Here is a 20,695-nt window from a genome sequence, read left to right as displayed (position 1 = left end):
CACGCCATCGGCGTCACACCCGCGCGGGTCGTGGCCCGGCGAAGGGCTGCCGGACGAGGCCGGGGTGGGCGAAGTCCGTCTCCTTCGTCCGGGCGGCCTTGCCCCGGGACTGCCACAGGACGAACAGCGAGGAGGTCACCGGCAGCTTGCTCGCCCGCAGCATCACGCGGCGCAGCGCCAGCTCGTACCGGGTGGCGGGGACGAACAGGCTGCGCATCTGCATCCCGTTGCCCTGGAAGTACTCGATCGTGGGACGCAGCCGCCGTTCCCAGCGGGTCAGCGCCTCGGTGAGGCTGCCGGGGTGGCGGGCCAGCATGGTGCCCAGCAGGTCGGCCCCGGCCATCCCGGCCGACGCCCCCATCCCCGCGTACAGGCTCACGCACCACGCCGCGTCGCCGACGAGCACCACCCGGCCGCGGTGCCAGCGGTCCATCCGCACCTGCTCGACCGAGTCGAACAGCACCTGATCGGCCGACTCCAGCCTGTCGAGGGCCGCTCCCAGCGCGGGGCCGGCGGGCTCCGGGCCGAACGCCGCGCGTACGCGCTCGGCGGCCGTCGAGGTGAACTCGGCGTCCACGTCGTCGGTACGGTAGCTCAGCAGCACCATCGGCGGCCGGTGCCGGAACGGGAAGATCCACATGGACCGTCCCGGCTCGGTCAGGACCACGGAGTCGCCCTGGCCGAACCCCGGGAGCGGGCCGGTCAGCTGGAAGGCGACGGCCATGTAGTTCATCCGGCGCAGGTACGCCTCGTGCGGCCCGAACACCAGCCGGCGCACGGTGGAGCGCAGCCCGTCGGCGCCGACGACCAGGCCGAAGCGCTCGACGGTCGAGGCGCCCGTGACGGTGTCGGTCAGCGTCACGTCCACCCCGCCGGCGTCCTGCTCGATCCGCGCCGGGACGGTGGAGTAGCGGATCTCCACGTCCGGCGGCAGCGCGGCGAACGCGGCCTCCTCCACGTCGCCGCGCGTCATCACCCACGGCCGGCCGGGGAAGTCCTTGAAGCTCAGCCCGGGCCGCCGCCTGCCGGAGCGGTCGATGTCGTAGCTGGCGCCGTCGGCGCCGAGATCGGTCATCGCGTCCAGGACGCCCAGGCGGCCGGCGGCGGCCCGGCCCGCGCCGAACAGCGCGATGAAGTGCCCGCCCTGCCGCCTCTCCGGGGCGCGCTCGACGACGACCGGCTTCCAGCCGATCTGCCGCAGCCGCAGCGCGGTCGCGATCCCGCTGATGCCCAGCCCGACGACCAGGACCCGGCGATCTTGCTTCGTGATGTCCATGGTTCCACGGTACGACCGACTGACCATTTCGCTCATTTGGTCAGAACGTGATGTGCGCCACGTCCCTCGGGCGCCGCAGTCCCGCGCCTCGTCCGGGATGCCGTCGGCCACGTCCGGCTCAGGAACGGAGCCGCCGCCGCGTTCTCGACATCCGGCCACGAAATCGGCGCATTCCGGGAGATGCCCGCCCCCGCCGATCGCGATCGACTGGTGCCATGACAGGCAGAATCGTGATGGCGGCGATGCTGGTCGTCGCCGCGTTCGTCGCCACGCCCCAGGCAGCGGCGGCGGCCGGAGCGGCGTGCACCTGGCGGATGCAGGCCCTCCCGGCGCCCGCGGGCTCGACGCAGCACCAGGTCCAGGCCACCGACCACCACGGCGGCTACTCCGGCAGCGCCTACTTCCCCGACTCCGGCTGGCACATCATCTCCTGGAAGAACGGCCAGGTCATCGACTACGGGTCGTCCGGCCACGGCGCCGACCGGGTCGTGGCCCAGAACGGCGACGGCACCATCGCGGGACTGTCCGTGACCGGCCTGTGGCAGGCCTCGGCGATCTCCTTCCGCATCCGCGACGGCCGGCGGGAGCGGCTGACCCCGCTGCCCGGCGCGGAGCTGAACAGCCGGGCCTTCGGGATCACCGGCAAGGGCGACGTGTACGGCCGCGCCGTGGTCTGGGAGGGCAGGACCATGACCCACGTGGTGGTGCGCTGGCCGTACGACCGGCCCGGCGTCGTCGAGGAGGTGACGGGCCTGCCCGAGGACATGAGGGTGGTCGGCGTGGACCACGACGGCACGCTGCTGATGGAGCGCAGCTCGGCCGATCCGTGGCCGCACCTGTGGCGTGACGGCCGGCTCATCCGCCTGTCGGAGCCGCCGGACCTGCAGTTCGGGTACGCCCTGGCGATCTCCGACGGGCTCGTGGCCGGGTCGCTCCGGGTGGGCTCCGATCCGAACCGACCGGCGTACTGGGACCGGGACGGGCAGCCGCACCTGATGCCCGAGGGCGCGCGGGCCGAGCAGATCAACAGGAACGGGCTCGTCGTCAGCGCGCTGACGGCCACGCCGTACCAGGTCTGGCGGTTCGGGACGCCGGTGGGCGAGCTGCCCGGGGCGGCCTCCGTCACGACGGTCGGGGACGACGACACCATCGGCGGCGCGACGACCGGCCCGAACCACCTGCCGGCCGCGGCCGTCTGGCGCTGCTCCTGAGATCCGTCCAGGCAAAGTGCTCACTCGTTGAGCACTTTGCCTGGAAGCATGGATCTCACAAGCCGCCGAACGGACGTCCTCACGGGACGGAAGGGCTGAGCACGATGACCGACACCATCCAGACGCTGAACGCCCTGATCCTTGAGGACGCCGCCGCCTGGCGGGCCTGGCTCGCCGAGCACCACGACAGCGCCCGCGACGTCTGGCTGCTGATCGCCAAGAAGAACAGCCGCGCCAGGACCGTCACCCTCGACGAGGCGCTGGACGAGGCGCTGTGCCACGGCTGGATCGACAGCCACCGCCGGGCCTACGACGGCGACTACTACCTGCAGCGCTACTCGCCGCGCGCCCGCCGCAGCCCATGGTCCCGCATCAACGTCGCCAAGGCCGAGGCGCTGACGGCCGCCGGCCGGATGCGCCCGGCGGGCCGCGCCGCGATCGAGGCCGCCAAGGCCACCGGCCGCTGGCCCGACTAGCGGGGCTATACATCGAGTGTATAACCCTGAGGTATAGTCGCTCGGCATGAGTCAGATGATCGACCACCAGACCCGGGCCACCCCTCGCGCGACGCGCCGGCCCTGGCGGCTCACCGCTGCCGCCGGGCTCGTCCTCGCCATCACCGCCACCGGCCTCGGAGCCGGCCCCGCCGCCCCCGCCCCCGCCTTCGCCGGCAGCTCCGCGAGCGCCGCCGCGCCGCACCTGCCCGCGCCCACCGGCTCCCGGCCGGTCGGCACCACGTCCCTGCACCTCAAGGACACCTCGCGCGCCGACCCCTGGGTCCCCAGCGCCAAGGCCCGCGAGCTCATGGTCTCGCTGTGGTACCCGGCCAAGGCGCCGGGCCGTCATCGCGCGCAGTACATGACGCCCAAGGAGTCCGAACTGCTCCTCAAGGACGGGGGCCTCACCAGCATCCCCGCCGACACGCTGAGCAAGGTGCGCACCAACGCCTTCACCGACGCCCGCCCCGCGGGACGCGCCCGCAGCCTGCCCCTCGTCGTGCTGTCCCCCGGGCACAGCAAGCCCAGGTCCGAGCTGACGGCCCTGGCCGAGGACCTGGCCAGCCGGGGGTACGTGGTGGCCGCCGTCGACCACACGTACGAGAACGTCGCCCAGACCTTCCCCGACGGACGGGTCACCACCTGCGTCACCTGCGAGATGAAGAAGGACCCGGCCACCTGGCAGAAGCTCGAGAAGGGACGGGCGGCCGACGTCTCCTTCGTCCTCGACGAGCTGACCGGGGCGCGCCCGAAGTGGAAGGGGGCGCGCCTGATCGACACCTCCAGGATCGCCATGTCCGGCCAGTCCGCAGGCGGCGCGAGCGCGCTCGCGGCCCTGGCCGCCGACCGCCGGCTGCGCGCCGGCATCGACGTCGACGGCAGCGTGGAGACCCCGCTCCCCAAGGCGGGGCTGTCCCGGCCGTTCCTCCTGCTGGGCAAGCCCGCTACGTTCACGCCCGGACAGCCCGGCTCGGCCGCCAGCTGGGAGCGCGTCTGGGCGGGGCTGCACGGCTGGAAGCGCTGGCTGCTCGTGACCGGCGCCGCCCACACGTCCTTCACCGACCTCGGCGTGCTGGCGGACCAGATCGGCTTCGACGACGGCTCCGACATCTCCGGCGTCCGCGCCCTGGCCATCACCCGTCAGTACGTGGCGGCCTTCTTCGACCAGCACCTGCGCAAGAAGCCGCAGCCCTTGCTGGACAAGCCCTCGGCGAGCTACCCCGAGGTCACGTTCTGCGCCCCGGAGAAGAAGACCTGCGCCTAACCCCGGCGACAGCCGAACGTCCCCGCACGAGAACCCCGCGCGGCGACCACCCCCGTCCCCGAAGTCTCGGTGTGCACGTCGAAGTAGACCGCGTGTTCCAGGAGGCTGACGACGTAGCTGCCCACGGCTCGTCCCCGCAGAAGTGGTGTGGTCGTCGAGCTGTGGGAGGGCGGCGTCAGAAGGTGGCGATCGGGTTGACCGGGCTGCCGGAGGTGCCGGCGAAGCGGACCGGGGCGACGGCGAGGTGGAAGTCCCACTGGCCGAGTTCGGCGGCCGTGGCCGCGCACGCCTCCAGGTCGCAGTTGTCGAGCATCCACAGCCCCATCGCGACCAGGCTCACGGCGTGGACCGGCATCAGCACGTCGTCGTACCCCGACGGCTGCACGTCCTGGGGGGTGTCGGCGCCGATCAGCGCGACCTCCCGTTCGTGCAGCCACGGCAGGCTGGCGGCGTGCCATCCGGCCTGCGTGAAGCCGCCGGCCACGCCGCTCTCGTGGCGGAAGCGGCCGTAGCCGGTCCGCAGGAGCACCGCGTCGCCGGCTCGTACGCGCACGCCCTGGCGACGCTCGGCCGCCTCGAGGTCGTCGGGGAAGACGCCCTGGCCGGGTTCGAGCCAGGGCACGTCGCGGACGGCGGCGACGTCCAGCAGGACGCCGCGGGTGACGATCCCGTTCGCCGCCGCGGTGACGGACGCCCACGCTGATCCGGTCGCGGCGTCGACCAGCGTGTGCGGGCGCCCGTTGTACATCGTGCCGTCCCAGAGGATGTGGCACGGCGAGTCGACGTGGGTGATGGTGTTGCCGTGGAACATGAGGCCGAGCCGCTCGGTGGAGAAGCCCCAGCGCCGGTCGTTGCGGAATCCGGGCGCCGGCATGTTCTCGGCGCCCGGCATGTCGGCGGCGCACGGGCACGCGGTCGTCGCCCGCTCCATGTCCTCGGGCACGGCGACGTCCCATGCGCATGACACGCTCCTGCCGTGGCGCACGGCCCGGGCCGCCGCCAGCCGGACGTCGTCGGTGATGTGGTTCAGGGTGCCGAGCTCGTCGTCGTCGCCCCACCGGCCCCAGTTCGACAGCGTGTCGAAGTAGCCGAGCACGTCGTCCTGTGTGGGCATCGGTCGCTCTGCCGTCATCCCGGCAGGCTATCCCGCCCGTCCTCCCGAGTCCCGGTGATCGGCGCATGACGCGACCCGTGTGAAAGGAAACCGGGGCATCGGGTGATAAACGATGACCATTGATGCATCGGAAGGCAGCACATGACGGCGGAGGCCATCCTGACCCCTGTGCCCTGGGCGGCCCGCGCGCGAGGGGCGCTCGACGCTGAACGGTTCGAGGAGGTGTTCGGCACGTACTACGGGGAGATCCACACGTACGTCGCCCAGCGGCTCGGCCAGGACCACGCCGAGGACATCGTCGCGGAGACGTTCTTCACGGCGTACCGCAAGCGCGCGCAGTACGACCCGGACCGCGCGAGCGTCCGGGCCTGGCTGTACGGCATCGCCACGAACCTCATCGGCAAGCACCGCCGCCTGGAGGCCCGCACCCTGCGCGCCCTGGGCCGGCTCGGCCCCGAGGCCGACTCCCCGGGGCACGAGGACTCCGTGGCCGTCCGCGTCAGCGCGCAGAGCCTGCGCCCGGAGCTGGCCGCCGCCCTGGCCGAGCTGGCTCTGCGTGACCGCGACGCGCTGCTGCTGGTCGCCCTGGCCGGACTGAGCCACGAGGAGGTCGCCAACGCGCTCGGCATCCCGTACGGCACCGTCGGTTCCCGCCTGAACCGGGCGAGGAAGAAGCTGCGGGCCCGGCTGGGCGGGGTGGCCGACCGTGGATGACCTCGTACGCGATCTGTACGGCGAGCCTCGCCCGGACCCGCAGGCCCAGGCCAGGGTGTGGCGGCAGCTGGCGGCCCGGCGCAGGCGCAGGCGGCTGCCGTGGCTGGCGGTCCCGGTCGTGGCGGCGGCGCTCGCGCTGTTCCTGATCGTCCCCGGCGCGCCCGAGCAGCCGCTGCCCGGCCGGTCGATCCTGCTCGCGGCGGCCACCACGGCGGCGTCCACGTCGGCGGAGGGCGCGTACTGGCACGTCAGGAAGGTGCGCGACGGCACGAGGGAGACCGAGCTCTGGGCGACCAGGGACGGCCGGGCGTGGATCTCGGAGGGCGGCCGGGTGACCCGCGTCGAGGGCGGGCCGCCGTTCAGCATGGCGGGGCGGGCCATGACGTACGCGCAGATCCGGGACCTGCCGGCCGACCCGGCGGCGCTGCGGGAGCATGTGGCCGCGATGCTGCCGGACGCGGGGCTGCTCGCCGACGCGCTCGGCGGCCTGCTCTGGACCAAGCCGTCGCCGCCGCAGGTCCGCGCCGCCGCCTACCGGGCGCTCGCCGACCTGCCCGGCGTCCGCTACCTGGGCGAGCGTACGGACGCGCGCGGGCGTCGCGGTCAAGCGTTCTCCTTCGGGCTGCCGTCGGGCGCCCGGCGCACGCTGGTCATCGACCCGGCCACCTCGCAGGTGCTGTCGAGCACGGACGACCGGGCGGGACGTTCCGAGATCGTCCTGGTGGCCGGCTGGACGGACGAAGGCCCCCGCTGACTCATCCCCGCGCGGCGCGTGGCTGCCGCGTGCCCGAAATCAGGAGCCATGACGTGTTCTGGCATGCCCGCACGACCTCAGGCAAGGCCATCTGCCTGAGCGACCAGTTCCCGCTGAGCAACGTGGAGGAGGTGATGCTCGGGCGCGTCACGTTCGCCGGGCAGCCGCCGGTCGACCTCGGCGCGGTCGTCGACTGGACGGCGAACCCGCACGGCAACCGCTCCTGGGCGCTGAACCTGCACGCGTTGCGCTGGGCGGGCCGCCTGGTCGCCGAGTACGAGCGTTCGGGGGAAGCGGTGTACCTGCGACGGGCCACCGACCTGGCCGGGCAGTGGACGCGGGCGAACCCGCGCGGCGGCCGCGGGGTCAGCTCGTGGGCGTGGGCCGAGCATCCGGTGGCGTTGCGCGCCCCGGTGCTCGTCTGCCTGAGCGAGCACGTCCGGGCCCGGTGGCTCCTGGACTGCCTGGCCGGGCACGGCGAGGTCCTGGCGGATCCGGCGCTCTACCGCGCGGGCCACAACCACGGCCTCGACCAGGACATCGCGCTCCTGGTCGTCGGCTGCCGCCTCGGCCGGGCGAAGTGGCGGGACCTCGCCGTCCGCAGGATGACCGCCTCCGCCGAGCTCGCCGTCGACGACCAGGGCGCGCTGCACGAGCAGGCTCCCCGCTACGGCCTGTACGTGCACCGGCGGCTCGGCGTGGCGCTGCGGGCCATCAGGGAGAGCGGCGCCGAACCGCCCCCGCGGCTGGTGGCCAGGAGGTCCGCGCTGGAGGCGTACGTGGCCCACGCCACCCAGCCCGACGGCCGCCTCGTCCCCATCGGGGACAGCCCGGCCGACGCCCGCGCGACCGGGTTCGCGCAGGAGGGGCCGGTGGTGCGGGTGTTCGACGCCGGGTACGTCTTCGGCCGCACGGCCTGGAACGATCCAGACTCGGCCTACTACTCGATCCGGTTCGGGCCGGGGCGGGCGTTGCACGGACACGAGGACCACCTGGGCGTCACCTACAGCGCCCAGGGGCGCCGGATCCTGGTGGAAGCCGGTTTCCACTCCTACGAGCGGACTCCGTACGTGGACTGGACGCGCTCGCCGGAGGCGCACAACGTGCCCGTCGTCACGGGCGTCTTCCGGCCGGGCACGCGCACCCATCTGCTGGAGTCGTCGATCGGGCCCGCCCGCCAGTGCTTCGAGCTGTCCGACGACGCCTACGGGGTGCCCAGGACCAGGCGGGTCCTGGTCAGCCACGCGCCGGACCTGCTGGCCGTGCACGACAGCGTGCCCGCCGGGTCCCTGCGCAGCCTGTGGCACTTCGATCCCGCCCTCACGGTCGTCTCCCGGACCGGCGGCGCGGTGGTGCTGGGCGACGGGGACTGGCGGGTGACGCTCCTGCAGTTCCCCGCCGACGGCCTGCGGCTGCGCCCCGGTACGGTCTCGCCCGGCTACCTGCGCACCGCCGGAACCGTCACCGTGGAGTCGGCGGAGGCGTCCGACGTCCTGACCCTGATCGTGCCGGGCGCCGCCGCCCCCGAGGTCACGATCTCGGGCTCCGCGCTGACCGTCGGGACGCCCGGCGGCCCGGTCACGATCGACGGCGGGAGGGCGGTTCAACGAATCGGAGGGTGAGGCCGTCTACGTGGTGAAGGACCACGGAAAGGCGAACCCAAAGTGGAAGACGACTCGCGTTCCGTCGAGTTTTCCGCTGAATCGCCCGGCGGCGGGCGGTCCCTGGGGTCAGGTCGGCGCGGGTGACGGCGGCGCCTTCGCCCGCGCGATGCGCGCCTTCACGTCGCGGAAGTGCAGCCGCATAGCCTCCCGGGCGGCCTCGGCGTCCCGCGCGCGGAGCGCCGTCACGATCCGGCGATGGTTGACGACGATCTCCTCGGTCCGCTCCTCCGGCGGGCCGAGCGTCGGCTCGACCTCGTGGTAGACGTCCCAGAACAGGCCGATCAGCTGCAGCACCAGCTCGTTGCCGCTCGACTCGTACAGCAGCGCGTGGAAGGCCCGATCGGCCTCCCGGTCGCGGTCCATGCCGTTCACCAGGGCGTCCAGCGCGGCGAGCCGGGCAGCGCTGGCGGTGCGGGCCACCTGGCCGATCAGCCCCGTCTCCAGCAGCTCGCGGACCTCGACCAGATCGCGCAGCGCGTCGATCCCGCCGCCCGGCCCCGAGCGCACCTGGAAGGCGAGCGACGGCGTCAGCACGTCGAGCGACGCGTGCCCGACGAACGTCCCGTGGCCGTGCCGGATCTCGACGATGCCCAGGGCCCGCAGCGCCCGTACGGCCTCGCGGACGCTGTTACGGCTCGCGCCGAGCAGCTCCATCAGCTGCACCTCGGTCGGCATCGGCGATCCGGGGGCCAGCCCGCGTTCGTGGATCAGGGCGACGATGCGCTCCTGAAGCGACGCGCCGTCACGCGCAGGCATGCTGCCTCCAGGCTCGGAAGACGTTGTGGTCGAACATCCCACCTCTCGGTCCCGGACGGCCAGGCGGTACGGAAAGTTTACGACGACTGCACGGCCTGGCCACCGGGTGAGCCTCGGTCGTTCACCACCCGCGCAGGACATGGGATGTCCTGCGCGGAGCGATGACTCGCTTTCTCAGTTGACGTGGTCGAACGGCAGCCGCAGCCCGAGCCGGCCGCCGATCGGCAGGTTCCGCTCGCGGATCAGGTCCAGCTCGGTGCCGCTGAGGGCGCGGCGGTAGACCCGCAGCTCGTCCAGCGTCCCGCGGAAGCGGTCCGCGCCGTCCATCCGCTGGCCGACGTGGATCCCGCCGATCCCGAACTCCTTGCCGAGAGTCAGCGACCCGGCCGGCGCCGCCGCCGCCGAGACCTGCACGCCGTCCACCATGAGCCGCAGCTCGCCGCCCGCCCGCTGGAGCGCCACGAAGTGCCACTGCCCGTCGTTGTACGCGCTCGGCGACTGGACGGTCACGTCGTACCGGTCGACGGAGAGCACCGCCCGGATGCGGTTGCTGGCGGGCTCGGCCCGCAGCCACAGCCCCGGCGGGTTGGTGCCCCGGTCCACCCGGTGGAACCAGAGGATCGCGTGCGAGCCGGTCTTCTCCGTGTAGCGGACCCAGGTGGTCAGCGTGAAGTCCTTGCCGCCCAGGTCGATGGAGTCGTCGAAGGCCACCTCCACCCGGTCGTCCACCCGGTCCAGGGCCAGCCCGCCGCCGAAGCGCCCGTCGGCGGGCTGCGCGCCGCCCCGGACGTACGCCGCGTTGCGGTGCGGCGAGGTGTCCGGCGTCGTCGGGCCGGGCTCGGGCGGGCCGGGGATGCCGGGCGGGGTGCCGTTCGGCGTCTCCAGGTACGCCTCGTTGAACCGCGCGAACCGGATCTGCTCGTACGGCGAGACGCTGCCCGCCTCGTACATCAGGGCCGCCTCGTCACCGTCCAGCCGCACCATGTCCGAGTACGCCGACGGTCCCCAGTGGAAGACCTTGCCCTCGTCCCACGTCTCGAAGCTGCGGGCCTCGTCGTAGGACGACTTGATGCCCATCGCCTCCCGGGCGCCCGGGTGCATCGGCGAGGAGAAGAGGATGCGCTCGTCGTCGAAGCGCAGCAGCGACCCCTGGACGTCGGTCGTCGCCAGCGCCGGCACGGTGCGGAACGGCGCGTCCCACGTCCTGCCGCCGTCGCTGCTGGTCGCGTACGCCCGGCTGCCCTCGTCGGTGCCGCGCTCGCGGGCCGAGGCGTAGATCCGCCCGTCGGTGAGCTCGACGACGGTGACCTCCTGGGCGATGACCGCGCCGTCGTCGCGGGCCGTCTCGGCGCCGATGTTCCAGGTCACCCCGCTGTCGTCGCTGTAGAGCAGGTGGGTGCCGTAGACGTGCTTGCCGACGCGGTCCCAGCTCTCGAAGCTGGCCCCGACGACCAGCCGGCCGGCGTGCGGGCCGGAGGTGAGCTGGATGCCGTGCATCGGGCCGGTGGCGTACCAGAAGTTCCACTCCGGGCGCTTGCCCTCGGTCATCTCCCTGGCGGCCGACCAGGTGGCCCCGTGGTCGTCGCTGAACTGGACCCAGGGGTCGCGGTCACAGCCGTTCGGGCACGGCTCGGCGCCGTTGCGGGTGCTCACGAGCACGACCCGGCCGGTGCGCCCGTCGACGATCGGCACCGGGTTGCCGTGGGTCGTGCCGTTGCCCTCCGAGATCACCTGGATCGGCCCCCAGGTCCGGCCGCCGTCGGCGGAACGGCGCAGCACGAGGTCGATGTCCTCGTCGTCGCCGCAGTCCTTCACCCGCCCCTCGGCGAACGCCAGGACCATGCCGTTCGCCGCCCGCACCACGGCGGGGATCCGGAAGCAGCTGTAGCCGGAGTCGCCCCGGTTGTAGATCACCTGCTCGTCCACGAACGGCGCGCTGTCGCCGGTCGCTGCGGCCGGCGCGGCGAACGCGCCGACGAGTAAGCCTGCGAACGCCATCACGGCGCCCGCCCGGCGCCGCAGGAAGCGCCCGGTACGGCTCTCCGGGGGGTGGCCATCGTGCATGTCTTCGCCCTTCTGGCTGGAGTAGCTGGGGGAGAAGACATCCTACGTCCAACGTCGGATGTCACAACAGATGGTGAACGTAGAATGTCCGCCAGAAAACGGGCCAAATCTCCGGGGGCCGGCACGTGGTGGCCGGCCAGGCGCCAGGGCCGGCTAGGCCGTGAGGTCCGGGCCGGCGTACCGCGGGCGCCCGGCGGGGCGGTAGACCTGGCACGTGATGCCGCTCGCGAACGCCCGGAAGCCGACCAGGTCCAGCGCCAGGTCCGGGCCCGTGGCGGGGAACAGCCGCGTGCCCTGGCCGACGACCACGGGATAGGTGAACAGGGTGATCTCGTCGACCAGACCCTCGTCGAGCAGCCGGCGGACCAGCGCGCCGCTGCCGTGCACCTGCAGCTCACCGTCCCGCCCGGCCTTCAGCTTCCGCACGGCGTCCACGGCGTCGCCGGACAGGACGGTCGTGCCCGCCCATCCGGGGTCGGTGAGCGTGGTCGAGGCCACGTACTTGGGCCGCGCGTGCAGGGGACCGCCGATGGGGTTGCTCTCCGGATCCGGCATCACGCCCCAGGAGCCGGCGAAGATCTCGTACGTCCGCCGGCCGAACAGGAACGCGTCGGCACGCTGGTAGATCTGCCCGAGGAACGCCTCGGCCTCACCGTCGAACAACGGCAGGGCCCAGCCGCCGCGCTCGAACCCGCCCCTGCGGTCCTCGTCCGACTGCCCGAGTCCCTGCATCACGCCGTCGACGGATACGTTCGTGATGGTCGTCAGCTTCATGCTCTTCGTCCTTCTCTTTCTCGACCCTGGGGACATCCCTCGTGGACGCCCTCTCACACCTTCAACGAACAGCCCGGCCCGATCCGACAGGGACGTTTCTCTGGATCGCCGGGTTTCTCACTCCGCGGTGACCGTGGCGAGGCCGGACCGGTAGCCGGCGATCACGAGCTGGGCGCGGTCGCGGGCGTGGAGTGGCGGATCATCCGCCCGCGCGGCGTCCCTCCCCTGGTCGACCTCGTACGGCGAGCCGCGGCCGTCATGGGTGACGGCCGGTGCCCGCCGGGGTTTCGGCGAGCACGCAGGCGACGGGCGGGTCGAGGTCGAGGGTCTCGACCCGGAGGCGGGTGAAGCCGGCCCGGGTGAGCAGGTCCTGGAGCTCCTGGGCGGCCCGGGCCGTGGTGTCCCGGTTGGCGCCCGGGCTGCGCGGCTGGCTGACGAGCGCGATGCGGCCTCCGGGGCGGAGCAGGCGGCGCAGCTCGGCGAGCCGCTCCACCGGCTTCGGCCAGAACCCCGCGGAGTTGACGGCGAGGACGGCGTCGAGCGGGTCGCCGAAGTTCGGCAGCCGCTCCACGGAGGCCTGCGTGAGGCGCACCCGGCGGGCGCGGACGGCGGCGGCGTTGCGGCGGGCGGCCTGCCGGACCATGGTCCGGGAGTGGTCGACGCCGAAGACCTGGCCGTGGGTGGCCCGGCGGGCGAGCTCGGCGATGGCGATGCCGGGACCGAACCCGATCTCCAGCACCCGGTCGGTGGGCCGCACGTCCAGCAGCGACACCGCCCACCTGTTGCGCCGCCGGTTGGAGGGGCGAAGGGCGAACATCCAGCTCGTCGCCCACCCGACGACGCCCCGGGGACGATGGGCCTGGCCCACCAGGTATCTGATCACGCGCTGCTTGAGAGACGTATCCGCTGTTCGCATGATCGCCAGTCAACGGCTTCAAGTATGCTTGAAGTCAATGGGCGAGCAGTTGACGATCGGCGAGCTGGCGAGCCGCACGGGTGTCGCCACCTCCGCCCTGCGCTACTGGGAGGAGTTCGGCCTCCTGCCGGCGCCGGCCCGGATCTCGGGCCGGCGGCGTTACCCGCCGTCGGCGGTCGAGCTGGTCGGCGTGGTCCTGCTGCTGCGCGACGCCGGTTTCACGCTGCGGGAGATCAGGGCGTTCGTCGCCTCACGCGCACCGGCCGACGACGGGTGGCGCGAGCTCTACCGGCGCAAGCTCGCCGAGCTGGACCAGCGGATCGCCCAGGCCCAGGTGGCGCGCACCGCCATCGCCCACGGCCTGGCCTGCCCGCACGAGGACCTCTTCGCGTGCGCCAACTTCACCGGCGGGATCGCGGCGGTCCTGGCGGGATCCTCGCTCGAAGAGGCTCACGACGAGATCCACTCACATCCCTGACCGGCTGAACCCTTCAGGCCGCCGGCGCGTCCCTCAGATATGAAGGGATCACGTTGGACCGTCATCGCGCTGCTCGCGGCGTTGTGCGCCTGCGGTCAACCCGGTGCCGGCGCGGCCGGCGCGGCGCCCACGGCGGCCGGGACCGAGACGATCGTGTTACCGAGGGCCGATCAGCCCGCACCTCATCGGCCCACCCTGGAACGGCTCGAACGAGAGGCGGCGTCGTCGGGCCGCCCCCTGGAGGAGGTCGTCAAACGGTACGCGACCCGGCTGGCCGCCACCTCGTCGCCCAAACCGACCGACTTCGACGGGTACGACCCCGCGGTGACCGAGCCGGACGTGACGATCGACGGCATCCCCTACGCCGAACTGGTCGACCTCGTGAACGTCGCCAGATCGCAGGGCATCTCCTACGAGGAGGCCATCGACCGCTTCGGCTCACAGACGGCCAACAACCGGGTGCTCGACAAGCTCCACAAGGAGTTCCCCGGCGAGCTCTCCGGCATCAGGTACGTCGACGACCACCGAGGGCTGCGCATCGGCTTCAAGGGGCGCGTCCCGGCTCGCGCGATCGAGCTGGCCAGGACCCTTCCCACGGAGGTCACGCTGATCGGCGGCAAGGGATTCTCGTCCGCCGACCTCCAGCAGGCCCACGACACGGTCGTCAGCTGGCTCCGTTCCCGGCCCGAGGTGGCCACGATGACCTCGCGCACGGATGAGGAGACCGGCCAGGTCAAGGTCACGATCCAGCCGAAGGCGATGCCGGACGACGCAGAGGAGTTCGAGCGCGGGCTGCAGCTCCCACGGCCGGACAATCCCCGCATCACCATCGAGGTGACGCTCTCCGCCGACTCGGTCGCCGTCCGGCCGCTTCGCGTGCGGTCATGACGTTCTCCTCGGCGTACGGGTGCCGCGCAGATGGCTCATGCCGGGGACGAGGAGCAGGCACAGCGGGATCACCAGCACCAGCCGCCATCTCCCCCAAGGCACGTCCGTCATGGTCCGGCCGCGTTGGTCGGGCCATGATCGAATCTGCTAGTGTCTGCTTTCCGGTCGGATGTTGATTCCGGCCGGAAGGTCTATGTATGACCACTATCAAGGCAACCGTGCGGCCCATCAACGCCGCGGACCGCCCCATCATCGAACGCCTCTGGCTCATGTTCCGCCACGACATGGCGGACTTCCAGGGCGGGCTGCCCAGCCCTGACGGCACCTATCACAGCGACCGGTTGCGCACGGCGCTCGAGGACGACGAGTGGGCGGCGTACCTGTTCACCAGCGGGGACCGGCCCGTCGGGTTCGCGTTCGTGCGCGCGCTGTCCGGCCCGGCGCGCGTGCTCAACAGCTTCTTCGTGGTACGCGGCGCGCGCCGTTCCGGGGTCGGGATGGAAGTCGTGCGAGAGGTGATCTCCCGGCATCCGGGACCCTGGAGGATCGCCTTCCAGGAGGCCAACACGGCGGGCGCGGCGTTCTGGCGTCGTGTCGCCACGGAGATCGCCGGTGACGCCTGGAAGGAGGAGCCCGCGGCCGTCCCCCCGGACGTGTGGATCTCGTTCACCGCCCCTGACCAGGGCCGGTAGAGCGATTGAGCGAGACCCCGCCGGCGCCTGCCGGCGGGGTCTCGCCTGCATCCCCCAGATGGCTGATCAGCCGCCGCACAGGCTGTGCCAGCGGTTCACCCACTCGATGTTGGTGACCACCGAGCCCCAGTTGCGCCAGCCGCCCGGCATCGAACCGGCGTCGGCGCGGCCGTAGTGCAGGCACTTGCGCTGCTTGCTGCTGAGCTCGGGGCCGCTGCCGCTGTCGGTGTGGTACTGGTAGGTGACGATGACGTGGTCGGCGCCGTTCGGCTCGGGCGCGCCGTTGTTGAAGAAGGAGCGGATGCCCGAGACGTTGCCGCTCCAGTTGCCCGCCTTCTCCAGCTTGAGCGTGCCGGTCAGGCCGGAGCCGCTGTAGAAGCAGACGTTGCCGTAGTTGCAGTCGCCGGCGTCGTCCGCGCTTGCGGCGGGCGCCATCGCGAGGCCGAGAGCGGCGGCGGTCGCTCCGGCGGCGGCGATGCTGATGATGCGTCGAAGAGTCATGCGGATGAAGCTACGGATGACCGCTTTGGATCGACTTTAGTTCCGCTGTGCCGTGGAGGAATCCCGGCGACTAGCAGGAGTAGATTCCCCGGCCCGTAGGGGCGGCGATCCCGGCGTACCGCTGCGACTTCGTCGTGTTGCCGGCGATCGTGAAGGCGCCCTTGTCCGGCCAGTTGTTGATGTCCACGCAGTAGGATTTCGTACCTGAGCAGGTGTTCTTGACCTTCACGTACTGGCTGATCTTCTCGTCGTACCAGTCCACGACGCTCAGGCAGGCCGCCGCCGCCGAGGCGCTGGTGGACGCCACGGCCGGCCCCTGTCCCCCGATCAGCACGGTCGCCGTCATGAGCCCTGCGGCCAGCGTGCCGACCTTACGTCCGAGCATGATGCCCTCCTTTTCGTAACGCCCGGTGGCGCACTTCGGCCGCCAGGCATGAACATCAACGTAGAGATCAGCGGTATGTCGTCGGTATGTCATGGTGACCGGCTGAACCATGCTCACGCCCGGTGGGTGGGGCGAGGGTCGCGGTGAGACTGTCGGCGGGGCCGGGGCCGGCGCTCGCCCAGGCGATGTACCCGTCAGGGCGGACGAGGACGGCGCGGATGCCGGCGAAACCGGCCGGGAGCCGGTACGGGATGCCGCCGCGGTCGGGGGCGCGGGTGCCGGTCAGCAGGGCGACCATCCTGTCCCGCCTCCCGCGCGCACATTTTTAGGCCGAGCGGTCACCTTCGTCCCCTGCGCTCCGTCAGTGCAGCAGTGATCCAGCATTGGAACCGAGAAGGGACAACCCCGTGACCACCACCCAGTCGCGTCTGCCGAACCCCGCCGTGCTCGTCCCCGAGCTCAAGGACATCGGCGGCGCCCTGTTCAAGGCCACCGGCAACGGCACCATCCCGCAGACGACCATCAGCCTGGTCCAGCTGCGCGCCGGTCAGCTCGCCGGCAGCACGTACCTGACGGTCCTGCACACCGGCAACCTCCGCAAGGCCGGCGCCGCCGAGGAGAGCATCACCGCCGTGGCCTCCTGGCGCGACGCGCCCTACTTCACCGACGCCGAGCGCGTCGCGCTGGAGCTGGTCGAAGCCGTGCTCACGCCGAACCCGGCCGGCGAGCGCGTCCCCGACGAGCTGTACGCGAGGGCGTCCGAGCACTACGACGACCAGGCTCTGGCCACGCTCATCATGGCCATCGGCCAGGTCTGCTTCTTCCTCCCGCTCGCCCTCATCGGCAAGCCCCTGCCCGGCGTGTCACCGGCGGAGCAGTGGCGGCAGTAGCGCCCCTACGCGGTGACGTCGTGGGTGTACAGCCAGGAGGTGCCGCGTTCGTAGAAGTGCCGTAGGGCCACCGGCATGAGGAGGTTGCGCAGCCGGCGGGCGACGGGACCGGCGATCTTGGCGTCGCGGTTGGCGGCGGCGGACCTGACCATCTTGGCGATACGGGCCCGCCGCCGCCGGGCGTAGTCGGCCAGGGCGTCGGGGACGTCGGCGCGCTCGAGCGCGCGGGCCAGGAGACGAGGTTGAACGTCCCGGGCTCGACGCCGGGGCCGTCGGCCACGCCGGAGGCCGAGCACAGGCCCGCGTACGCCGGCTCTGGGGCGCCGGGGTCGAGGATGCGCCTGGTCGCCGACCTGCTCCTCCACGGCCTCACCGGGCCCACGGACCCGCCCGTCTGAGCCCGGGGCGCGGAGCTCTTGACCTTGACGTAACGTCAAGGTCTTTCATGAGGGCCATGAAGATCCGCGCTGATCGGCCCCACGGCGTCAGGCGTGTCCCGCGGGGCAGCCTCGATCTGGCCTACGTGCGCTCGGGGCGGCGGGGGGCGACGCCGCTGCTGGTGATCCCGGGAGGACCGGGGCTGGGCTCGGTCGTCCCGTATCGCCGGCTCAGGCGCCTGGCCGCCCACCGGGGATTCGACGTGATCATGGTCGAGCACCGGGGCGTTGGCTTCTCCCGGCGTGACCGTACCGGCACGGATCTGCGGTGGGAGGATCTCACCGTCACCGCGGCGGTCGAGGACCTGGTGGCGGTGCTCGACGCGTGCGCCGTGGACCGGGCCGTCGTCTACGGCACCTCCTACGGTGGCTACCTCGCGCAGGTGCTCGGCGCCACCCACCCGGAGCGCGTGTCCGGCATGGTGCTCGACTCCACCTACGCCTCGGTCGACGACTTCGACCTCTGCCGGGCGTACCTGCGAAGGCTGCTGTGGGACGGCGACGAGCCCGGGACCAGGGGCGTGGCGGCGGCGCTGCGCGCCCTGGTGGAGTCGGGCAGGGTCACGGACGAGGACACGGCCGTCGTGGTCCCGCTCGCCTACGAGCTCGGCGGGGTTCCGCTGCTGTCCAAGCTGCTCATGGCGGTGGGCAAGGGCAGGCGCGGGCTCTGGGACCGGCTGGCCGCCCTGGTCACCGGCGAGATGACCCGGGTGCGCCCGTACGTGATGGAGTTCGACCTCGCCGGGGTGATCAACTTCCGTGAGGCCTACGCGCTGAAGCCGGACGGCCTGCCCCTGGACCCCGCCCTGCCGTACGCCTCCATCGCCGGCCGGTTCCCCGCCTTCACCGGCGAGCCCGTCGACGCGCCCGCCGCTCTGCGGAGCTTCACCTGGCCTGTCGCCGTGGTGTCCGGAGCCAGGGACCTGCGGTCCGTACCGGCCGTCGCGCAGCGGATCAGCGAGCTGACTCCCCACGGCGTGCTGGTGCCCTTCGACGGGCTGGCGCACAGCATCCTGGACAACCATCCCGCCGCGGCGCTGGCCGTCGCCCGCACGGTGACGGAGGAGGACCTGCGTCTGCTGCCCGCGCGGACGGCTCGCCTGGCCGCCCTCCCCGGCCGGGGCAAGGCGGCGCTGGCCGGCCCGCTGATGAACCTCATGCTGGCCGGAAGCGCCTGAGGCCGGCGCGGCGAGGTCAGGCGCGCGGTCCCAGGAACAGGCCGCCGCTGGCGTCGACGACCTGGCCGGTGATCCAGCGGGCGGCGTCGGAGGCGAGGAAGGCGACCACGTCGGCGACGTCGTCGGCGCTGCCGAGGCGGTCGAGGGCCGTGGATCCGGCGATGAAGCCGGCCAGGCCGGGCGCGTCGAAGACGGCAGCGTTGGCGGGGGTCCGGGTGGCGCCGGGGGCGACGGCGTTCACGGTGATGCCCCGGACGCCGAGCTCGTTGGCCAGGGTCAGGCTCATGGTCTCGATCGCGCCCTTGGTCATGGCGAACGACGTCTGGGCGGGGTTGGCCATGCGGGTCGCGACGGACGAGATCGTGACGATCCGGCCGCCGTCACGCATCAGGGGCAGGGCGCGCTGGATGATGAAGTACGGCGCCCGCACGTTCACGGCGAACAGGTGGTCGAACTCGGCCCGCGTCGTGGCGCCGAGCGGACCGGCGGGCTGCGCGGCCGCGTTGTTGACCACGATGTCGAGGGGCCGCCCGGCCAGAGCCGCCTCGACTCCCGCGAAGAGCTCGTCGACGTCGCCGTCCACGCCCAGCTCGGCCCGGACGGTCACGGCGGTCCCGCCGTCGCGCTCGATCCGGCCGGCCGTCGCCGTCGCGCCGTCCGCGTCCGTGCCGTAGTGCACGATCACCATCGCTCCCCTGCCCGCCAGCCGGGTCGCGATCGCCTGGCCGATGCCGCGCGAGGCGCCGGTCACCAAGGCCGTCCTGCCGGTGAGATCGCTCATGTCCACCACTCCTGACTGTTAGTGACTACCGATTTGGTAGTGACTATCACGATGGTAGTGTCTAACACATGCCGGAGCAGCACTCAACCCTGCGAGCACGACGACGGGCCCAGACGCGGCGCACGATCCAGGGGCACGCGATACGGCTGTTCAGCGAACGCGGCTACGACGCCACGACCATGAACGACGTCGCCGAGGCGGCCGGCGTCTCGCCCATGACCGTCTACCGGCACTTCCCCACCAAGGAAGACCTCGTGCTCGTCGACGAGCACGGCAGGCTCATCGCCGAGCGGATCGCCGCGTCACCCGCCGGCCGGCCCCTGGTCCGCCGCATCGGCGGCGCGCTCGTCGACGCTGCCACGGCCCTGACCGGCGACGACATGGCAGCGGACCGGCAGTTCCTGCTCGCCCGCCTCCAGCTCATGATCTCCACGCCCGCCCTGCGGGCCAGGCACCTGGACAACCAGTACGCCCTCCAGCAGACCATCATCGGCGCCCTGGCGGACGACGCCGCCGACCCCGACGCGGCGTTCCGGGCCCAGGCGGCGGCGAGCGCCTGCCTGGCCGCCCTGCACACGGCGATGGTGCGCTGGGCCGAGGACGACGGGCGGACCGATCTGCCCGCCCTGATCGGCAGGGCCCTCGCGGCCGTCTTCGGCGACGACGTCGTCAGCCCAGCACGATGACCGGCCTCACAGGAACAGGAAGCCGACCGCCGCGGCGGCGATGAGCGTCCCCAGCAGGAGGGCCAGGGCGATCTCCCGGGTGTCCGCCCGTCCTTCGCGCCTGATCCAGGCCAGGTAGACGGCTGTCGCGGGGAGGGAGACCACACTGGCGGTGACGGCTCCCGGCGAGTATTCGCCGAGGGCGATCCACGTGCCGAGGTGGAACAGGGCGTTCATGGCGAACTGCCACTGGAAGGCGGTCGCCAGCACCACCCACCCGCCGCGCCGGCCCTGACGCATGGCCCGCCAGGAGGTCGCCAGGACCAGCAGGACGAGCGGGATGTGGTAGGCGGCGAACATGCCGGTGGTCTCCGGGCCGAAGTGCCGGGTGGCCCAAGCCGCGAAGCCGGGCAGTTCCTCCAGCGTGTGCACGACGTAGACGCCGAACGGCAGCAGGAAGGGAAGGACGCCGCCGATCGGCGCGACCTCGCGCGAGCCTTCGTTCACAGCGGACATGGCCACGGGATACCTCCTGGGGGTTTGCTGAGCTGGGCGGCTAGACTATGAGGAATCCCTGGCTTTTTGTACTCGCTTCTGGAGGCGTCCGACGCCCCCCGCCCGCTCGCCCCATCGCCCCAGGAAGACGCCGCGTCAGCAGCGCGCCCGGGAGACCCGCCGGCGCGTCGAGGAGGCGGCGGCTCGCGTTCTCGCCCGGCACGACGGACGTGTCGTAATTGACACCATTTGCCCCCACTTGGGGTTATTGGCCTCCCCAGCGCGGGCAGGGCTTCAGAAG

25 protein-coding genes are annotated in these 20,695 nt (G+C 72.4%); 13 read left to right on the top strand and 12 right to left on the bottom strand.

The genetic code is table 11. The features are described from left to right. Positions 1-13: 13 nt before the first annotated feature. The gene (locus ACWDXC_RS07155) at positions 14-1,276 is read right to left on the bottom strand and encodes an FAD-dependent monooxygenase (protein WP_449978994.1); all 1,263 of its coding nucleotides are present in this window, start codon (positions 1,274-1,276) and stop codon (positions 14-16) included. A 215-nt stretch (positions 1,277-1,491) separates the two neighbouring features. Between ACWDXC_RS07155 and ACWDXC_RS07150 the strand changes: the two genes are divergently transcribed. From ACWDXC_RS07150 to ACWDXC_RS07140, 3 genes are all read left to right on the top strand, one after another. Beyond that, on the top strand, positions 1,492-2,487 hold the full coding sequence (locus tag ACWDXC_RS07150) for a hypothetical protein (protein WP_449978991.1): 996 nt from the start codon (positions 1,492-1,494) through the stop codon (positions 2,485-2,487). A 104-nt stretch (positions 2,488-2,591) separates the two neighbouring features. Continuing rightward, the gene (locus ACWDXC_RS07145; protein WP_449978989.1) at positions 2,592-2,963 is read left to right on the top strand and encodes a YdeI/OmpD-associated family protein; all 372 of its coding nucleotides are present in this window, start codon (positions 2,592-2,594) and stop codon (positions 2,961-2,963) included. A 46-nt stretch (positions 2,964-3,009) separates the two neighbouring features. Beyond that, on the top strand, positions 3,010-4,248 hold the full coding sequence (locus ACWDXC_RS07140; protein ID WP_449978987.1) for an alpha/beta hydrolase family protein: 1,239 nt from the start codon (positions 3,010-3,012) through the stop codon (positions 4,246-4,248). A gap of 175 nt (positions 4,249-4,423) precedes the next feature. On the opposite strand, the gene ACWDXC_RS07135 is transcribed toward ACWDXC_RS07140, so the two are convergent. Beyond that, positions 4,424-5,380, bottom strand: a complete 957-nt coding sequence (locus ACWDXC_RS07135; RefSeq protein ID WP_449978985.1) for a cyclase family protein — start codon at positions 5,378-5,380, stop codon at positions 4,424-4,426. Between the two features lie 123 nt (positions 5,381-5,503). On the opposite strand from ACWDXC_RS07135, the gene ACWDXC_RS07130 reads away from it, so the two are divergent. Genes ACWDXC_RS07130 through ACWDXC_RS07120 form a run of 3 tightly spaced genes read left to right on the top strand, consistent with a single transcriptional unit; the run spans position 5,504 to position 8,452 of the window. Then, on the top strand, positions 5,504-6,076 hold the full coding sequence (locus tag ACWDXC_RS07130; protein ID WP_219502770.1) for an RNA polymerase sigma factor: 573 nt from the start codon (positions 5,504-5,506) through the stop codon (positions 6,074-6,076). After that, positions 6,069-6,830 carry a CU044_5270 family protein gene (locus tag ACWDXC_RS07125; RefSeq protein WP_449978983.1) on the top strand — a complete coding sequence of 254 codons (762 nt, stop codon included), beginning with the start codon at positions 6,069-6,071 and terminating at the stop codon, positions 6,828-6,830. Before ACWDXC_RS07130 ends, ACWDXC_RS07125 begins: the two co-directional genes overlap by 8 nt. Positions 6,831-6,883: 53 nt before the next feature. Continuing rightward, positions 6,884-8,452: a heparinase II/III domain-containing protein gene (locus ACWDXC_RS07120; protein ID WP_449978980.1), complete on the top strand. Its 1,569-nt coding sequence runs from the start codon at positions 6,884-6,886 to the stop codon at positions 8,450-8,452. A gap of 108 nt (positions 8,453-8,560) precedes the next feature. Here the strand turns inward: ACWDXC_RS07120 and ACWDXC_RS07115 are convergent, their stop codons facing one another. The 4 genes from ACWDXC_RS07115 to ACWDXC_RS07100 all read right to left on the bottom strand — a co-directional run bounded on the left by ACWDXC_RS07115 (position 8,561) and on the right by ACWDXC_RS07100 (position 12,971). Beyond that, positions 8,561-9,250, bottom strand: a complete 690-nt coding sequence (locus ACWDXC_RS07115; RefSeq protein WP_219502776.1) for a FadR/GntR family transcriptional regulator — start codon at positions 9,248-9,250, stop codon at positions 8,561-8,563. A 174-nt stretch (positions 9,251-9,424) separates the two neighbouring features. After that, positions 9,425-11,314, bottom strand: a complete 1,890-nt coding sequence (locus ACWDXC_RS07110; RefSeq protein WP_449978977.1) for an exo-alpha-sialidase — start codon at positions 11,312-11,314, stop codon at positions 9,425-9,427. Positions 11,315-11,467: 153 nt separating this feature from the next. Next, positions 11,468-12,088, bottom strand: coding sequence for a dihydrofolate reductase family protein (locus ACWDXC_RS07105; protein ID WP_449978974.1), 621 nt, complete (start codon positions 12,086-12,088; stop codon positions 11,468-11,470). Positions 12,089-12,344: 256 nt separating this feature from the next. Next, positions 12,345-12,971, bottom strand: coding sequence for a class I SAM-dependent methyltransferase (locus ACWDXC_RS07100; protein WP_449978972.1), 627 nt, complete (start codon positions 12,969-12,971; stop codon positions 12,345-12,347). A 70-nt stretch (positions 12,972-13,041) separates the two neighbouring features. Here ACWDXC_RS07100 and ACWDXC_RS07095 point away from each other — a divergent pair, with 70 nt between their 5' ends. From ACWDXC_RS07095 to ACWDXC_RS07085, 3 genes are all read left to right on the top strand, one after another. Continuing rightward, positions 13,042-13,482, top strand: coding sequence for a MerR family transcriptional regulator (locus tag ACWDXC_RS07095; RefSeq protein ID WP_449978969.1), 441 nt, complete (start codon positions 13,042-13,044; stop codon positions 13,480-13,482). Positions 13,483-13,521: 39 nt separating this feature from the next. After that, positions 13,522-14,370, top strand: coding sequence for a hypothetical protein (locus ACWDXC_RS07090; protein ID WP_449978968.1), 849 nt, complete (start codon positions 13,522-13,524; stop codon positions 14,368-14,370). Positions 14,371-14,567: 197 nt separating this feature from the next. After that, entirely contained in the window at positions 14,568-15,062 is a 495-nt protein-coding gene (locus tag ACWDXC_RS07085) for a GNAT family N-acetyltransferase (RefSeq protein WP_449978965.1), read from the top strand. Positions 15,063-15,128: 66 nt separating this feature from the next. Here the strand turns inward: ACWDXC_RS07085 and ACWDXC_RS07080 are convergent, their stop codons facing one another. From ACWDXC_RS07080 to ACWDXC_RS07070, 3 genes are all read right to left on the bottom strand, one after another. Further along, on the bottom strand, positions 15,129-15,563 hold the full coding sequence (locus tag ACWDXC_RS07080; protein WP_449978963.1) for a hypothetical protein: 435 nt from the start codon (positions 15,561-15,563) through the stop codon (positions 15,129-15,131). A 70-nt stretch (positions 15,564-15,633) separates the two neighbouring features. After that, on the bottom strand, positions 15,634-15,948 hold the full coding sequence (locus tag ACWDXC_RS07075) for a hypothetical protein (RefSeq protein WP_449978960.1): 315 nt from the start codon (positions 15,946-15,948) through the stop codon (positions 15,634-15,636). Between the two features lie 67 nt (positions 15,949-16,015). Beyond that, the gene (locus ACWDXC_RS07070) at positions 16,016-16,246 is read right to left on the bottom strand and encodes an aromatic-ring hydroxylase C-terminal domain-containing protein (protein ID WP_449978957.1); all 231 of its coding nucleotides are present in this window, start codon (positions 16,244-16,246) and stop codon (positions 16,016-16,018) included. A 109-nt stretch (positions 16,247-16,355) separates the two neighbouring features. Here ACWDXC_RS07070 and ACWDXC_RS07065 point away from each other — a divergent pair, with 109 nt between their 5' ends. Then, complete coding sequence (locus ACWDXC_RS07065; protein ID WP_449978954.1) at positions 16,356-16,838, top strand: carboxymuconolactone decarboxylase family protein; 483 nt, start codon at positions 16,356-16,358, stop codon at positions 16,836-16,838. 5 nt (positions 16,839-16,843) lie between these two features. On the opposite strand, the gene ACWDXC_RS07060 is transcribed toward ACWDXC_RS07065, so the two are convergent. Then, complete coding sequence (locus ACWDXC_RS07060) at positions 16,844-16,990, bottom strand: hypothetical protein (RefSeq protein ID WP_364174066.1); 147 nt, start codon at positions 16,988-16,990, stop codon at positions 16,844-16,846. A gap of 90 nt (positions 16,991-17,080) precedes the next feature. On the opposite strand from ACWDXC_RS07060, the gene ACWDXC_RS07055 reads away from it, so the two are divergent. Continuing rightward, entirely contained in the window at positions 17,081-17,236 is a 156-nt protein-coding gene (locus tag ACWDXC_RS07055) for a hypothetical protein (RefSeq protein ID WP_449978951.1), read from the top strand. Positions 17,237-17,292: 56 nt separating this feature from the next. Beyond that, positions 17,293-18,453: an alpha/beta hydrolase gene (locus ACWDXC_RS07050; RefSeq protein ID WP_449978949.1), complete on the top strand. Its 1,161-nt coding sequence runs from the start codon at positions 17,293-17,295 to the stop codon at positions 18,451-18,453. A 16-nt stretch (positions 18,454-18,469) separates the two neighbouring features. Here ACWDXC_RS07050 and ACWDXC_RS07045 read toward each other — a convergent pair whose 3' ends face one another. After that, positions 18,470-19,234, bottom strand: a complete 765-nt coding sequence (locus tag ACWDXC_RS07045) for an SDR family NAD(P)-dependent oxidoreductase (RefSeq protein WP_449978946.1) — start codon at positions 19,232-19,234, stop codon at positions 18,470-18,472. A gap of 68 nt (positions 19,235-19,302) precedes the next feature. On the opposite strand from ACWDXC_RS07045, the gene ACWDXC_RS07040 reads away from it, so the two are divergent. Further along, positions 19,303-19,920 (top strand): helix-turn-helix domain-containing protein, encoded by a 618-nt coding sequence (locus ACWDXC_RS07040; RefSeq protein ID WP_449978944.1) that lies wholly within the window; start codon positions 19,303-19,305, stop codon positions 19,918-19,920. A 6-nt stretch (positions 19,921-19,926) separates the two neighbouring features. Here ACWDXC_RS07040 and ACWDXC_RS07035 read toward each other — a convergent pair whose 3' ends face one another. Then, a complete protein-coding gene (locus tag ACWDXC_RS07035; protein WP_449978942.1) occupies positions 19,927-20,415 on the bottom strand; it encodes an HXXEE domain-containing protein in 489 nt (162 codons plus the stop codon). Positions 20,416-20,695 lie beyond the last annotated feature (280 nt).

Source organism: Nonomuraea sp. NPDC003214 (assembly GCF_053590035.1).
This window is presented reverse-complemented; position numbering and strand designations above follow the sequence as displayed.

Excerpts from the sequence above, each read along its gene's own strand:
- ACWDXC_RS07155 (WP_449978994.1), bottom strand. The coding sequence starts at position 1,276 with ATGGACATCACGAAGCAAGATCGCCGGGTCCTGGTCGTCGGGCTGGGC.
- ACWDXC_RS07150 (WP_449978991.1), top strand. The coding sequence starts at position 1,492 with ATGACAGGCAGAATCGTGATGGCGGCGATGCTGGTCGTCGCCGCGTTC.
- ACWDXC_RS07145 (WP_449978989.1), top strand. The coding sequence starts at position 2,592 with ATGACCGACACCATCCAGACGCTGAACGCCCTGATCCTTGAGGACGCC.
- ACWDXC_RS07140 (WP_449978987.1), top strand. The coding sequence starts at position 3,010 with ATGAGTCAGATGATCGACCACCAGACCCGGGCCACCCCTCGCGCGACG.
- ACWDXC_RS07135 (WP_449978985.1), bottom strand. The coding sequence starts at position 5,380 with ATGACGGCAGAGCGACCGATGCCCACACAGGACGACGTGCTCGGCTAC.
- ACWDXC_RS07130 (WP_219502770.1), top strand. The coding sequence starts at position 5,504 with ATGACGGCGGAGGCCATCCTGACCCCTGTGCCCTGGGCGGCCCGCGCG.
- ACWDXC_RS07115 (WP_219502776.1), bottom strand. The coding sequence starts at position 9,250 with ATGCCTGCGCGTGACGGCGCGTCGCTTCAGGAGCGCATCGTCGCCCTG.
- ACWDXC_RS07110 (WP_449978977.1), bottom strand. The coding sequence starts at position 11,314 with ATGCACGATGGCCACCCCCCGGAGAGCCGTACCGGGCGCTTCCTGCGG.
- ACWDXC_RS07105 (WP_449978974.1), bottom strand. The coding sequence starts at position 12,088 with ATGAAGCTGACGACCATCACGAACGTATCCGTCGACGGCGTGATGCAG.
- ACWDXC_RS07095 (WP_449978969.1), top strand. The coding sequence starts at position 13,042 with ATGGGCGAGCAGTTGACGATCGGCGAGCTGGCGAGCCGCACGGGTGTC.
- ACWDXC_RS07090 (WP_449978968.1), top strand. The coding sequence starts at position 13,522 with ATGAAGGGATCACGTTGGACCGTCATCGCGCTGCTCGCGGCGTTGTGC.
- ACWDXC_RS07085 (WP_449978965.1), top strand. The coding sequence starts at position 14,568 with ATGACCACTATCAAGGCAACCGTGCGGCCCATCAACGCCGCGGACCGC.
- ACWDXC_RS07080 (WP_449978963.1), bottom strand. The coding sequence starts at position 15,563 with ATGACTCTTCGACGCATCATCAGCATCGCCGCCGCCGGAGCGACCGCC.
- ACWDXC_RS07075 (WP_449978960.1), bottom strand. The coding sequence starts at position 15,948 with ATGCTCGGACGTAAGGTCGGCACGCTGGCCGCAGGGCTCATGACGGCG.
- ACWDXC_RS07070 (WP_449978957.1), bottom strand. The coding sequence starts at position 16,246 with ATGGTCGCCCTGCTGACCGGCACCCGCGCCCCCGACCGCGGCGGCATC.
- ACWDXC_RS07060 (WP_364174066.1), bottom strand. The coding sequence starts at position 16,990 with ATGGTCAGGTCCGCCGCCGCCAACCGCGACGCCAAGATCGCCGGTCCC.
- ACWDXC_RS07050 (WP_449978949.1), top strand. The coding sequence starts at position 17,293 with ATGAAGATCCGCGCTGATCGGCCCCACGGCGTCAGGCGTGTCCCGCGG.
- ACWDXC_RS07045 (WP_449978946.1), bottom strand. The coding sequence starts at position 19,234 with ATGAGCGATCTCACCGGCAGGACGGCCTTGGTGACCGGCGCCTCGCGC.
- ACWDXC_RS07040 (WP_449978944.1), top strand. The coding sequence starts at position 19,303 with ATGCCGGAGCAGCACTCAACCCTGCGAGCACGACGACGGGCCCAGACG.
- ACWDXC_RS07035 (WP_449978942.1), bottom strand. The coding sequence starts at position 20,415 with ATGTCCGCTGTGAACGAAGGCTCGCGCGAGGTCGCGCCGATCGGCGGC.